Below are 13,920 nucleotides of genomic sequence, written 5' to 3'. Positions count from 1 at the left end.
AAATGCTCGTAACTTAAATTCTCGTAGATTAGTTGTAACGAGCCCTGACTTGATCCATTTTAATCTGTAGCCGATCGGGGCACTCTTCCGTTTCTTGCAAAAATTCCAGGCTATCAAAACCCTGTTGTGCAGATTTCAATAAAAACTGTTCATATTCCTGCTGGAATTGTGGGAATGCCGCAGCACGTTGCGCATCGGTTCCTTCATTGGCTACTTTCATTTTTTCAAGCGCGTTTTGCCATGTTGCCAATGTTGTTTTCGCTGTATTGAGCGATTGCAAATGTGCAGCATGCAATTGTTTTAACTCCCGCAGTTTTTGTGCAGTGCCCGGTGCTTTTAGATCCTGAATGCGGCAGGCAAGGCCATAGGTTTTCTTTGGCGTTTCCTCGCTGGGTGGTGTTGGTTCTTCTTCAGGTTCTTGTTCCGGTTCAGCTTCCTCTTCTGGTTCTTGCGTAACCGGAATTTCTTCTGGTGGAATTTCCTCTACTGGTGGCTCGCTTTCTTCCGGTTGCGGTGGTAGCGGTTGGTCTTCTTTTGGCGGTGGTGTTTTTTCACAATAGGCAAGGCGGTCGCTAATCTGGATATATTCTTTAATTAACTTGCTGTGTTGTGGTTCAAGCTCTGCCAGTTGGTCCGCAACGCCCGCAAGAATCCCTAAATCCTTGCCAAATTTTTCAGCAGCTAAATACGCTTCGCCATAGGTTTTTCCAAGCGCAATAGCCTGATTTTGAGCAACCAATACGGCGGTGCCAATATAAAATTTTGCTTGTGCAGTCATATCATCAGGGTTTGCGAATGCGGTCTGTGCATCACCTACGGCGTTGTAACTGTCCCAGAGAGTGCCTGCAACCTCAAGCCGTTGGTTATTGATCACAATTTGCTGGCTGAGATGAATACCTTTTGATGCAGCAAACTTCGCCTGTTGCGCTTCACCAAAGCTGAGCGTGTTGATAATGGATTCGCCGGTTTTGATGGCCATGTCTTTGGTGGTGTCTGCGATTTCAGTCGCAGCGCGCTGGAACTCGCTATCACCGGTCAATCCGGTAATGCGTTTTACAATAGTGTCAGTGCGCCGTTTGTATTCTTCTTTTTTGATGCGCAATTTTTCTTGTACTTCATCATCGCAACGCACAATCTCAATCGCGGTAGGCTCACCAATATCGCTGCCGCATAATGTCTTTGCTTGCAATAATGTTTTGCCAGTTTTTACTGGTTGAATTTGAATACTGGTGGCCGTGTTGGTGACGCTGGCGATAGTGTCATTTGCCAGTGTCATTTGCACAAAGCCATCAACCGGATTTAGGTTGAGCGGAAAGCTGTAAAACGTTTGGATTTTTTTACCTTCAGCATCATAAATTCCTAACTTGGGAATATCCGCGCCGTTATTAATGTTGACTAACTCAACAACACTACCTGCAATAGTGGCGCTGGCTGTTTTTCCTTTGACGGTGTAGTCAACGGTCACTTCACCTTTTCCGGGTGTTTTCCCCTGGATAGTTGCGCTGTTGTTTTGTTGGCGGGTGATTGCCAATACATCGGTGGGATTAGCTGTGAATTGATAGTTTCCGTTTTTCGGTGAGCCATCTGCACTCACTTCGCGGGTCTCATCTTTCGCCAAATGCAAACAGGCATTGAACGCGACTTCCGGATCTTCTGCGCCGGATTTATAACGCAAACTCACAGAGCCGGTTTTTAATTGGCTCCCCATGCACATAGGTGCAATACCCACTACCGTTCCATCAAATTTATAGGTTTTGTTAAAACCTTTTTGCAAGTCTTCCAGCGTGATGTCCAGCGCAGGGCTGATTGCGTTGAGCATTCCTGTGTGGATGCTTGCCATTACGTTGGGATACTCAAAAGATGTACCAGCGGAGCTGACCCTGCAAATGCCCATCTCATCGGCAGAAAAAATAAAGGCGGGGGTGTTGTAAGCCGCGTTTTGTGCAAGGCTCACCGTGAGCTGGACTTTGTTGGAATTTTTTTGGCTAACATTGGCCGTCATAATGACCTTGCCATCGTTATCGCGACAAGTCACTTTGTTGCTCTGGAATTTTACCGAGGGAATTGCTCGTTGCCCCGGGTGGCTGGTATCAAAAGCCGTGTAACTAATCAGCAGATCGGCGAGCGGTCCATTTTCAACATAGACTGGCCCTTTCCAATTAAGGCTCCAATCACCGCCTTCACAATTTTCACCTTCGTAGGGAAGGCTTTCCATTTGTACATCGGCGTAAACCGGTTCAGGTTCATCATCAGCTAACACGAATATAGGCGCACTGGCAGCAAGTGCCAGCAGCGCGCTATAAAATCCTTTTGCTTTTATTGTCATTCCTACAGTCCAAGCTCATCTTCCAGTTCATCGGTTTCTTTTTGGTATTCAGCCGATGTACCTTTTTTACGCTGTTCTTCCAGTTGTTTTTGCATCTCTTGTGCTTGCTTTTGTAGCTGCTGGATTTTTTCCGGATCGCTGTACATTTTTTGCATTTCGGCAATTTGCGCCGCTGAACCCATTTCAGCATCTTTCGCCATTTGGTCGCGTTGGGCTTCTATTTTTGCGCGCGCTTGTTCTTCTTTATCGTAATCGCCAATCAGTGAATAAAAATCGCTGGCGCGTTGGTATTGCGCTGCAGCCATCGCTTGGTCAGCGTAGCTGCGTGCTTTTTGTTCCAGCGCACTAATTTGCGCTTCTTTATCGAGTTGACGATAAAACTCCAATGCGCTTTCCACTAATTTAACTGTGCCGCTGTAGGATTTGCTGATCCGGTCTGCATGGGCGAGGCGCGCCTGGTCTATTTTAGCGCGCCACACATCAGCTTCTTTATAGTCGCGGATTTGTTGTGTCCAGCTATGGGCTTCATCAAATGCTTTGCGAATATCTTCAACACGATCCGTTTTCCACTGTTGTTGGAATTGTGTGGATGCTTGTTGCATATTCATCGCGCCCATCATATCGCCAGGTTTGATGGCATCTTTTTGCTGTTCAAGTTTTGCAAACGCCTGCAAATACGCATCGGGCAATACTGTGTTGTAACTATTCAATAAGCGTTCAATATTGGTGGGCGGTAAGCTCACAACATAAGGGTCGAATGTTGGATCCAGACTGTAGCCGCCGGTCATACTGATGGCCGTTTTATTGTTGGATTTGAAGTAATCCTGAGCGCGCACTTTAAAATGTTCTTGTGCAAACGCGGAGAGCTGCCTATTGGTTGGTGCTTTTTTCAGTGCAGCAATCAGTACTTTATCAGCGGCCGCAAACTGCGAACCTTTTTCATACCATTGGAACGCGCCGACAGGTTTTCCATCCTTAAATAAATTTTCCTTTTGCTCTTCCAGTTTTCCTTGCTTGCTGCCGAGTGCAATCGCTTTGGTGAGCGCTTGCTTGGCAACAGGGTTGCCACCGTCATCGCATACATACCCTTGGGCGACATCGTATTTATTGATGGCATCCCAAAGCTGCCCTTGTGCTTCAAGGTTCATCCCTTGTTGGTAGGCTTGTTGCGCATCGGCCACGCCCAAGTCGGCAACGCAATCAGCAAAACTTAGTGGAGCTGCTGATGCAATCACAAGTAAGCAAGCACCCAGTATTTTTTTCATAACAAAATTTCCTTGTGAATAATGTCCAGTTTATTGCGGCTTAAAGTTTTTCATCATATTGCCCATGCTCGGCATGGGTTGGTAGCCCGGTGGTAACTCAAACAAGGCTGCTTCTTGTGGTTCGACTTTCAGATTTTTCAATGTCATGGTCACCCGATTTTTGTTTTTGCCTTCTTTACTTAAGAAATCCATTTTCACCGGAATGTTTTCAGGTGATAACCAAATGAAACCGCCAGCACTTTTATCTTTCATTAGAATTTTGTATTTGGTCGTGTTCATGCCATCCAGTGTTTCACTGCCTACTTTTTCAATGGTGACGTCATCTGGTGCATTACCAGACATTTTATTGGCCGATTTCATATCAACTTCCATGTACATTTTTTGCATTGGCATTAGTTGCCAGGCTATGTTTTTATCCGGGCGAATAATTGAAATCATACTCATGCCTTCCATTTGCATTTCGTTGCGCTCTTTTCCGTGTGAGTGGTGCACGGTTTGGGTAAAGCTACCTTCGGCCATAACAACCTGGCGCACACCGGAATATTCCGTGTCGGGCGCAGGGATATTATTGGCGTTGCTGCTGTGGGAAAAAAGCAAACCGGTAGTTAAGGAAAAAAAGAGAGTGAATAAATGGGGGAGTTGTTTCATGGTAAAAGTCCGTTTGTGGGTGGAATAAAAAGGCCTGCGGGTATCTGGCATCGATAACCCCGCAGGCATAAGAAAAACAAGGTTAATCAGGCAGCAGTTGCTTTTGGTTGGCTGAGCTTTAATGTGTGGTTTAGCTTCAGCCAGTCTTTGGTATTCAACAGCGGCTTTAGCATGGCGACAGTGTTATTGAAAACATCGGCGGGCACTGTCTGTTGCAATTCCTGCATGAACATGCAGCGTTCAGTGTGAGTAATGTTCGGCAGGATCATCAGTAAGCTTAGCAGGTTTTCTTCAGGCGTCAGGGAATCCATAATACGTTGTTCAATAGTCTGGATTTCTTTATCGCTGAGATGTTTCCATAACAATTCAGCATTAAAAGTTTCTTCAATACGCATATGGGAAAAATTTTCGCCAACGAACAAAGAAAAAACACTGTATAAATCCAGCAGTGCCTGTGCTCGTTCGTGATCCTGTAATTGTTTGATTTTGAAAATTTTGTCGTGCAATCCTGCAATAGCAATTTCATGCTCAAAATGGTCATGAATTGTCTGGCGCGGTGTATCGCCCAGTTGATGTAAAACCGGATGAATAAAAGTATTTTCGTGTAGCAAATGATTGCGACAGCAATGCAGCAGGTTTGCCGTTAGATCCAATTGATGCGCTACTGCGGCTGCATCAGTGTCGTCGAGCTTGCCAAGGTCAATTAAATGTTGGCACAGGCTTGCGCGCAATCCTTTGTGAATTAATGTGTAAATATTATAACGGGGCTGGTTCATGCTAAGCCTCATATTCCATTGAGCAGGTAACATTGTAAATTGCTTACTAATAACACTGGGCTATCGGTTGCGATAACAGTAATGTCATTGTGCAAAAGTGATTGGGGTAGGTCTGTAAAAAATTGTGACCAAGGGGTTCATCTTATGGCTCTTGCGCTCGCATACCCAGACGGCGCGGCTCATGGCACCCGATAACCAAATAGGCTAGAATGCCGCCCAATCTTTTCGCCCCCCTGTTTCGGGGACCAAAATCCAACTTCAAACAAAGTAGCCAAGCACCTGTGACTGACCTGAGCCATATCCGCAACTTTTCCATCATCGCCCACATTGACCACGGTAAATCCACCATCGCCGACCGCTTCATCCAAATGTGCGGTGGCCTGAGTGACCGTGAAATGGAAGCGCAAGTCCTTGATTCTATGGACTTGGAGCGTGAACGCGGCATCACCATTAAAGCCCACAGTGTGACCCTGCATTACAAGGCGCGTGATGGTAAAACCTATCAGCTCAACTTTATTGATACCCCCGGACATGTGGACTTTACCTATGAAGTATCCCGCTCGCTGGCAGCTTGCGAAGGTGCATTGCTGGTGGTGGATGCCGGGCAGGGTGTAGAAGCACAGTCAGTTGCCAACTGTTACACCGCCATTGAACAAGGCTTGGAAGTGATTCCGGTTCTGAACAAGATGGATTTGCCCCAGGCAGAACCAGACCGCGTTGCGAAGGAAATTGAAGATATTATCGGTATTGATGCCACCGAAGCCGTGCGTTGTTCTGCCAAATCCGGTATGGGCATGGAAGATGTATTGGAGGAACTGGTGCGATTGGTTCCGCCACCGGTCGGCGATGTTGACGCTCCCTTACAGGCCTTAATTATTGATTCCTGGTTCGACAACTACCTCGGCGTTGTATCGCTGGTGCGTGTCAAGCAAGGTACGCTGCGCCTGAAAGACAAAATCATCACCAAAACTATTGGTAAAGCCCAGATTGTTGACGGTGTAGGCGTATTCAGCCCTAAACCAACCCAATTGAAAGAGCTCAAAGCGGGTGAAGTGGGTTTTGTGGTTGCCGGTATCAAAGATATTCACGGCGCGCCTGTGGGAGATACCATCACCCATGCACAAACACCTGAAGTTGAGGCATTGGAAGGTTTCCAAAAGATCAAGCCGCAAGTCTATGCCGGTATGTTCCCGATCAGCTCCGATGATTTTGAGGATTTCCGCGAAGCCTTGGCCAAGTTAACTCTGAACGATGCTTCCTTGTTTTATGAGCCTGAAAGTTCGGATGCGTTGGGTTTCGGCTTCCGTGTGGGCTTCCTTGGCATGCTGCATATGGAAATCATTCAGGAGCGTTTGGAGCGCGAGTACGATCTTGACCTGATCACTACGGCGCCGACTGTGGTATTCGAAGTGGTTAAGCGTGGCGGCGAGGTTATTTATGTCGATAACCCGTCTAAATTGCCAGACCCCGGCTCTATTGAAGAGATGCGTGAGCCGATCGTTGAGGCGAATATTCTTGTACCGCAAGAGCATTTGGGGAATGTGATCACGCTGTGTATCGAAAAGCGCGGTGTGCAAAAAGATTTGCAATTCACTGGTTCACAAGTATCAGTGCGATACGAATTGCCGATGAACGAAGTGGTGACCGATTTCTTTGATCGTCTTAAATCTGTAAGCCGCGGCTTTGCATCACTTGATTACAGCTTTGTGCGCTTCCAGGCAGCGAGCTTGGTGCGTTTGGATGTGTTGATCAATAGCGAAAAAGTGGATGCGCTGGCGATTATTGTGCATCGCGATAAGGCGCACGGAATGGGACGTTCACTGACTGAAAAAATGAAAGAGCTTATTCCACGTCAGATGTATGACGTTGCTATTCAGGCGGCAATTGGTGGTCAGATTGTTGCGCGCTCTACCGTAAAAGCGTTGCGTAAAGATGTAACAGCCAAATGTTATGGTGGCGATGCCACGCGTAAGAAAAAGCTGTTGGAAAAGCAAAAGGCTGGTAAAAAGCGTATGAAGCAAGTGGGTAGCGTTGAAATTCCACAAGCTGCTTTCTTTGCCGTATTGAAAATTGATAGTTAATATTTTTTGTAAGACATTAATAGACATTATTTTTTGCAACCACAACTTTTTGCAACCACAATTTTTTGTAACCACTAAGGAACCTTGATGAGCAGCATTAATCTTCCCCTGATTCTCACGCTAGCGGTATTGGTTACTGGTTTGGTGTGGTTGTTTGACGCGTTGGTGTTGTCCCGTCCTCGTAAGGAAAAAGTTGCCGCTGTTGAAAAACAATTTAGTGGGATGGAGCTGCACACCGAGCAACAAAAAAATGCTTACGAAGAAGCTAAATCGGTTGCCGCAAAAGAACCTGTACTGGTGGAGTATTCAAAGTCATTCTTCCCGGTTTTATTCATCGTGTTTTTCTTGCGCTCGTTTTTGGTTGAGCCATTCCAAATCCCCTCGGGGTCAATGATCCCTACATTGGAAGTGGGGGATTTTATTTTAGTGAATAAGTTCGCCTACGGCGTTCGTGCGCCTGTATTGAATAATGAAATTATTCCTATCGGAAAACCACAGCGTGGCGATGTCATGGTGTTTTTCCCTCCCCATGCACCAGAGATTTATTACATCAAGCGCGTTATTGGCGTGCCGGGCGATCACATTTCTTATAACAACCATGTATTGACCTTGAACGGCAAAGTTATTGAGGAAAAATTGGTGGCAGAGTTGCCCGCCGGTGCTCCTGTATTGCGCATGGTGACGGAAACGATTGACGGCAAAGAGTTCACCACCTATAAACATTTAAACCCAAGCCGTTTAAGTATCCAGGGATCATGGGTTGTGCCTGAAGGCCACTATTTCATGATGGGCGATAATCGCGATAACAGTCTGGATAGCCGCGAATGGGGTATGGTCTCTGAAGATGCTATCGTTGGTAAAGCATTTGCGGTGTGGATGCATTGGGAGAAATTTCTGAGCATCCCGTCTTTTGATCATGTCGGTGTTATTAAATAAGTGTTGTTGTTATAAATATCAGTATTGAGCAGTGATTCAGATATTTACTTCATCCGGAGCCAAATCCAATGAGCACAATGCATACCGTTAAACTGATCAAACACCAGCGTGGGCTGGGAATGATACAATGGGCGTTGGTGATTGCTATCGCTGGTTTTTTCCTTTTATTTGCATTTAAAGTGGTTCCAATGTACGCGGAAAACCGCTATGTGGAAGCAGCGCTGCGCTCACTGGAAGGCGGTGGTGAAAGAGTTGAACAAATGACCGATGTTGAAATTCGGAAGAAGTTGACCAACTTTTACATGATTAACAACGTGCGCAGTGAAGGCCCTACTAAAAATATCAAAATTTTACGCGAGAGCGAAAAGGTGTTGGTGACTGTGGATTATGAAACCCGCGCGCCATTGTTTTACAACATCGATGTTATTCTGACATTTCAAAACCATCTCGACAGCAGTCGCCCCGGGCAATGTTGCCGTCCATTCATTCCTCTTAACGCCAAGTAATTTGTGTTGACACTTAAGTACCAGCGCCTTGAGCAACGCCTTGGCTATCATTTCAAAGATAAGCGTCAGCTGCAGTTGGCGCTGACCCATCGCAGCCATGGCGCAACTAATAATGAACGCCTTGAGTTTCTCGGTGATTCGATTCTGAATTTTATTATTGGCGAAGATTTGTTTACACGCTTTCCCGAGGCGAGGGAAGGGCAATTAAGCCGTTTAAGATCCCAGCTTGTAAAAGGCGAAACCCTGGCTGAAATAGCTCGTGAATTTGAATTGGGTGAGTGCTTGATTTTAGGTGAGGGCGAGCTGAAATCCGGTGGTCAGCAACGCGATTCTATTTTGGCTGATAGTGTCGAGGCGATTATTGGTGCAATTTATATCGAACAAGGGCTCGACGTATGTCGCGAGCGAGTACTGGCATGGTTCGCAGCGCGGCTTAATAAATTGTCATTGAATACCAGCGCCAAAGACTCTAAATCCCGATTACAGGAATATTTGCAAGCGCAGCGCCAACCTTTACCGGAATATGCGGTTGTACAAGTTGGCGGTGAAGGGCACGCACAAATATTTACGATTGAATGTCGCGTGGTATTGTCCAAGCAGCCGACGCAAGCTACAGCGTCCAATCGTCGCGAGGCAGAAAAGCAAGCGGCTACATTGATGTTGGCACAGCTGAACATTGATTAATTCAGATTTTCGCTTCATTTTTTGATTTTCCATACCGACTTTTAATAGTCCACTTCCATTGAATACAGTTATGACATTTGATTCAGAAACACATCAGTCTGGTACCGGTGACAACCGCTGTGGTTATGTTGCAATTGTTGGTCGTCCGAATGTGGGTAAATCGACTTTGCTCAATCATCTGCTTGGGCAAAAAATCAGTATCACTTCACGCAAGCCGCAAACAACGCGCAATGCGGTTGTAGGCATTAAAACGGAAGGTGATGTACAGATTATTTTTGTTGATACTCCCGGAATGCATCTGGGGCAACAAAAAGCGATTAATCGCTATATGAATCGTGCGGCAACGTCGGCGATGAAAGATGTTGATGTTGTAGTGTTCGTGGTTGATCGTTTTATTTGGACTGAAGAGGATGAAGCAGTAGCCGAAAAGTTGCAGCACATTCGGTGTCCTGTCATTTTGGCTGTTAATAAAGTCGACCAGATTGAAGATAAAGAAACATTATTGCCGCACTTACAACACTTGGCAGAAAAATTAAATGTGGCAGAAATCGTCCCAATATCGGCGTTGCGTAACAGTAACCTGGAGCGTTTGGAGCAACTGATTATTGAGCGTTTGCCAGAGGGAATACATATGTATCCCGAAGACCAGATTACTGACCGTAGCTCGCGTTTTATGGCCGCTGAAATTGTCCGCGAAAAAATTACTCGTCAGCTAGGTGATGAATTACCTTATGAAATGGCAGTGGAAATTGAAGAGTTTTCCCAGGAAGGGCACCTATTGAATATTTCGGCATTGATTTTAGTTGAGCGCGATGGGCAGAAAAAAATACTGATTGGCGATAAAGGCGCGCGAATAAAATTGATAGGGACGGAAGCGCGTATAGATATGGAAAAATTATTTGATAACAAAGTAATGCTAAAGCTGTGGGTGAAAGTAAAATCGGGCTGGTCAGACGATGAGCGCGCTTTACGCAGTCTTGGCTATAACGACTTCTAATCCACATCAATCATGCGCGTTGATTTGCAACCAGCTTATATTTTGCATACGCGCCCCTACCGCGATACCAGTTTACTGATCGATTTCCTTACGCCCGACTACGGGCGCGTGACCGCAGTGGCGCGCGGAGTACGGAAAAATAAAACACCGAAGCGTCAATTGCTAAATCCCTTCAGCCGTTTATTAGTTTGCTGGCAAGGCAAGACCGATATGAAACTGCTCACCAGTTTTGAATCTGATAATCATTTTTTGTTGTTGACTGCCAACTACCTTTACTCAGGTTTTTATCTTAATGAATTGCTGGTACGTTTGTTGCCCGAAATGGATCGACATAATGGTCTTTATTTTGCGTATGAACAAAGCCTGATTGCGTTGCAGCGCCAACAAGATATTGAACCATTATTGCGTGAGTTTGAATTTCGGTTATTAGCTGAGTTGGGTTACGCAGTCGATTTTACGCAAGATGCTCGCAACGATTGTGAAATCCAGCCACAAGGGTGGTATGAGTGTCATATACAGGAAGGATTTTTTAGTGCTGCTCCGGATATTCCTGAACAGTTTTTGCTGAAGGGTGAATGGTTGCTTGCAATTGCTGCAGGGGATTATTCTGATCCGGCAACGCGTCTTGCTGCTAAACAATTAGCGCGCCGGATGCTAAAGCCATTATTGGGTAGCCGCCCGCTCAATAGCCGTGAATTATTTGTTCAAGCCAAAGCGCAAGACTAGGCCAAAGCGCAAGCCTCATTAGGCTTCGCTAGTTTTCAGCCCAAATAATGCATCAATATTTTTATTGCGCCCCCAGTTAATCAAATCATCCAAAGCATGATTAAGTGCGGGTATCGCATCGCGTGCTTGTTCGTGTTGTTTGCTTTGGAATAATTTGTCCAGCAAGCCGCTGATGTGTTTTAAGCGGGGTACACCACAATAGCAACTGCTCCCATAAAGTTTATGGATCAGCTCACTTAGCTGATTAAAGTCGCTATTTTTTAGTGCCAAATTAATCAATTGTTTTTCTTCTTCCAATCCTTCCAGGAGCATGCGGAGCATATCGCGTGCCAGTGCAGGTTTATTGTTGGCAAGCTTCAAACACAGTTGAATATCGACTGAGCCCGTGAGGTCTTCCGTTGGCAGAGGGTCGCGCAATGGGTGCTGTGTTTTTTCATCGGCTTGGATAACTACTTCTTTTTTTCCAGACAAACTTGCCCAGCGGTTAATGATGTGCGCCAGCTGGGTTTCGTTGACAGGCTTACTAATACAATCATCCATGCCGGCAATTAATAGTTCAGATTTTTGCTCGGTGATGGTGTGAGCTGTCAGTGCGATGATTGGTGTGCGGCGCTTGCCTTGTTCTTGTGCGCGGATATGGCGCGTGGCCTCCATACCATCCATACCGGGCATTTGAATGTCCATAAACACAACATCAAATTCCTGAGTGCTGCAGGCTTCAATTGCCTGTTTTCCATTGCTGGCTTGCACGACTTGTGTGTTAAGACCGCGCAATAACTCTGAGGCGAGCTGCAAATTGGCAGGGTTGTCGTCAACCAGTAAAACAGAAACACTCGGGCGCAGTGCTTCTTCGTCTTGCTCGCGCATATCTTTGATATGCAAATCCAATTGTCTGCCCAGTGTTTGTAAAAGCGCATCGTAGGCAATCGGTTTGTTGATAAACAGAACCTGCGAGCGTTCTGAGTGGGCACGGAAGAGGCGTTGATGTGCAGGTGTGCAACAGGCAATCAACGTACAGTTAAATTCAGCGTTTAATTGTTCGGCAAGATTGTTGAGCAATACCGGTGGAATTTTTCGCTCATTGGGTGCGATGTCCAAAATAAGCAAATCAAAATTATTATTCTCATTGCGTGCAGTGCGCAAAATTGGGAAGCAATCATGAATAGCCGGAATGCTTTGGGTATTGCCTTTCCATTCATGCAGTAGATTATCGATTTGTTTTAGTGAAGCTGTATTTTCACCGCACAACAAAATGCGATAGTCTTCCAGATTGGCAAGTTGGCTGGTGGAAGGTTGGCGTTTGTCGATCCCCAAACGCGCGGTGAACCAGAATGTCGAGCCTTTGTCCGGTTCACTGACAACGCCTATTTCGCCGTGCATACGTTCAACCAATCCTTTGCAAATTGCCAAGCCTAAACCTGTGCCTTCATGTTCGCGGGTGTTGGATGAATCGGCTTGGTTAAATGGGCTGAATAATTGTTCCTGTTCTTCGCGGGTGAGCCCTATGCCCTCATCGCTAACACATACTTTTAATGTAATTTGTGTTTCCTGTTGCTGCAGCACACTGACATCAATAACTACATTGCCAGCGTTACTGTATTTGATGGCGTTACTCACCAAATTGGACAAAACCTGTTTAAAGCGCAGCGCATCGCCTAATAAATTTTTGGGAATACCTGACTCGACATAATTAATAAGCTCCAAATGTTTTTCATGTGCATCGGGTGCCAGTATGTGGAGTACTTCGTCAATGCAGCTGCGTACAGGCAGCGGTGCATAGTCCAGTGTTAATTTGCCGGATTCAATTTTGGAAAAATCGAGAATGCCGTTGATAACGGTTAGCAGGTTTTGCGCAGAGTCGCGGATAGTTTCTAAATATTCACGCTGCTGTTCATTGAGTTCGGTTTTTAAGGCGAGGTTGATAAAACCCAAGATACCGTTGAGTGGAGTACGGATTTCATGGCTGGTATTGGCAAGAAATTCTGATTTTACACGGCTCGCTTCCAGGGCTTCTTTGCGCGCTAAATCCAGTTCTACGTTTTGGATTTCAATGGTTTCCAGAGTCTCACGTAAATCTTCAATGGCATGGTCAATATGCGATTGCATATCGGCTTGTGCGGCTTCCATATAATCCGCCATGGTGTTAATGGATTCAGCAAGGCCAAAAAATTCACTGGAATTTTGTTGTTCAACCCGCTCATTCAGCCGGCCACGTGCCAGCGCATGCACCACATTTTTAATGTGTTCCAGCGGATCAGTGATGCGATAGTAAAGTGCAATCGCAAAGTAAGCGCCGATGATCAAACATAAGAAAGTCAATGCAATAGTCAGCACTATCGCTTCATAGCGGACCACAATATAAGGCGCAGCCATCAATTCAATTTCTAACCAGCCAATCGGTTGTTTATTGTCGAGATTCACCAATGGGTTGGAGAAGCGCAGGGTGCGATAGGTTTTCCGCTCCAGCGGCTGGTGCATGTCGGGCTCACGTTTATCTTCTGTTTCCATAAACTGTGGGCCACTGTGGAAGTGTTTGTCATGATCTGCGTAATATGCATGGATTGCACGTATATAAGGTTCTTCCAGGGAGGCCTCGAGGATGTGTTGTACCAGTTCGGTATTACCATCCATGAGTGGTTTATGTAAAAGATGTGCAGTTTTTTGTGCAAGCACACTACCGCGCAAATCGATAAATTTATTGATTTGTGAAATACATAAATAGGTAAGGCTTATCGCAATCAGAATAATAATGCTGATGGAGGGGATAAAAATCAGACGCCAGACATCGGATTTAATACTGCTGCGTTTATTGTTCATAGGCGATGGTCTTTTATAAGTAGGGATTTCTGCTGTGCATATATAAGTAGGGATTTCTGCTGTGCATATGCCCTTGGGTGTTCGCAGTGTCGAAGATCACAGGTAGAATAGCCGCCTCACGCGCGCCAGTGCAACCGTCGAGCATATCTGTAAACCTG

Annotated in this window: 11 protein-coding genes; 6 read left to right on the top strand and 5 right to left on the bottom strand. The window is 45.7% G+C overall.

The genetic code is table 11. From position 1 onward, the window contains the following. Positions 1 to 28 precede the first annotated feature (28 nt). The 4 genes from B2739_RS07955 to B2739_RS07940 form a co-directional block, all read right to left on the bottom strand. A complete protein-coding gene (locus B2739_RS07955; protein WP_331345330.1) occupies positions 29 to 2,326 on the bottom strand; it encodes a hypothetical protein in 2,298 nt (765 codons plus the stop codon). 2 nt (positions 2,327 to 2,328) lie between these two features. Beyond that, the gene (locus B2739_RS07950) at positions 2,329 to 3,591 is read right to left on the bottom strand and encodes a hypothetical protein (protein ID WP_331345329.1); all 1,263 of its coding nucleotides are present in this window, start codon (positions 3,589 to 3,591) and stop codon (positions 2,329 to 2,331) included. A gap of 30 nt (positions 3,592 to 3,621) precedes the next feature. Continuing rightward, positions 3,622 to 4,239 carry a DUF4412 domain-containing protein gene (locus B2739_RS07945; RefSeq protein WP_331345328.1) on the bottom strand — a complete coding sequence of 206 codons (618 nt, stop codon included), beginning with the start codon at positions 4,237 to 4,239 and terminating at the stop codon, positions 3,622 to 3,624. An 86-nt stretch (positions 4,240 to 4,325) separates the two neighbouring features. Continuing rightward, positions 4,326 to 5,015 (bottom strand): hypothetical protein, encoded by a 690-nt coding sequence (locus B2739_RS07940; RefSeq protein WP_331345327.1) that lies wholly within the window; start codon positions 5,013 to 5,015, stop codon positions 4,326 to 4,328. 290 nt (positions 5,016 to 5,305) lie between these two features. Here B2739_RS07940 and lepA point away from each other — a divergent pair, with 290 nt between their 5' ends. From lepA to recO, 6 genes are all read left to right on the top strand, one after another. Beyond that, on the top strand, positions 5,306 to 7,096 hold the full coding sequence (gene lepA, locus B2739_RS07935) for a translation elongation factor 4 (RefSeq protein WP_414633220.1): 1,791 nt from the start codon (positions 5,306 to 5,308) through the stop codon (positions 7,094 to 7,096). An 87-nt stretch (positions 7,097 to 7,183) separates the two neighbouring features. Beyond that, on the top strand, positions 7,184 to 8,032 hold the full coding sequence (gene lepB, locus B2739_RS07930) for a signal peptidase I (RefSeq protein WP_331345326.1): 849 nt from the start codon (positions 7,184 to 7,186) through the stop codon (positions 8,030 to 8,032). Positions 8,033 to 8,100: 68 nt separating this feature from the next. Then, the gene (locus B2739_RS07925) at positions 8,101 to 8,538 is read left to right on the top strand and encodes a DUF4845 domain-containing protein (RefSeq protein ID WP_331345325.1); all 438 of its coding nucleotides are present in this window, start codon (positions 8,101 to 8,103) and stop codon (positions 8,536 to 8,538) included. Between the two features lie 3 nt (positions 8,539 to 8,541). Further along, complete coding sequence (gene rnc / locus B2739_RS07920; protein ID WP_331345324.1) at positions 8,542 to 9,222, top strand: ribonuclease III; 681 nt, start codon at positions 8,542 to 8,544, stop codon at positions 9,220 to 9,222. A gap of 70 nt (positions 9,223 to 9,292) precedes the next feature. After that, positions 9,293 to 10,219 (top strand): GTPase Era, encoded by a 927-nt coding sequence (gene era, locus B2739_RS07915; RefSeq protein ID WP_331345323.1) that lies wholly within the window; start codon positions 9,293 to 9,295, stop codon positions 10,217 to 10,219. A 12-nt stretch (positions 10,220 to 10,231) separates the two neighbouring features. Next, positions 10,232 to 10,945: a DNA repair protein RecO gene (gene recO, locus B2739_RS07910; protein ID WP_331345322.1), complete on the top strand. Its 714-nt coding sequence runs from the start codon at positions 10,232 to 10,234 to the stop codon at positions 10,943 to 10,945. Between the two features lie 18 nt (positions 10,946 to 10,963). Here the strand turns inward: recO and B2739_RS07905 are convergent, their stop codons facing one another. Continuing rightward, entirely contained in the window at positions 10,964 to 13,762 is a 2,799-nt protein-coding gene (locus tag B2739_RS07905) for a response regulator (protein WP_331345321.1), read from the bottom strand. Positions 13,763 to 13,920: the final 158 nt, after the last annotated feature.

Source organism: Cellvibrio sp. UBA7661, assembly GCA_002483365.1.
Classification (GTDB): Bacteria; Pseudomonadota; Gammaproteobacteria; order Pseudomonadales; family Cellvibrionaceae; genus Cellvibrio.
The sequence above is the reverse complement of the archived record's forward strand: the minus strand, read 5'-3'. Positions and strand labels throughout refer to the sequence as shown.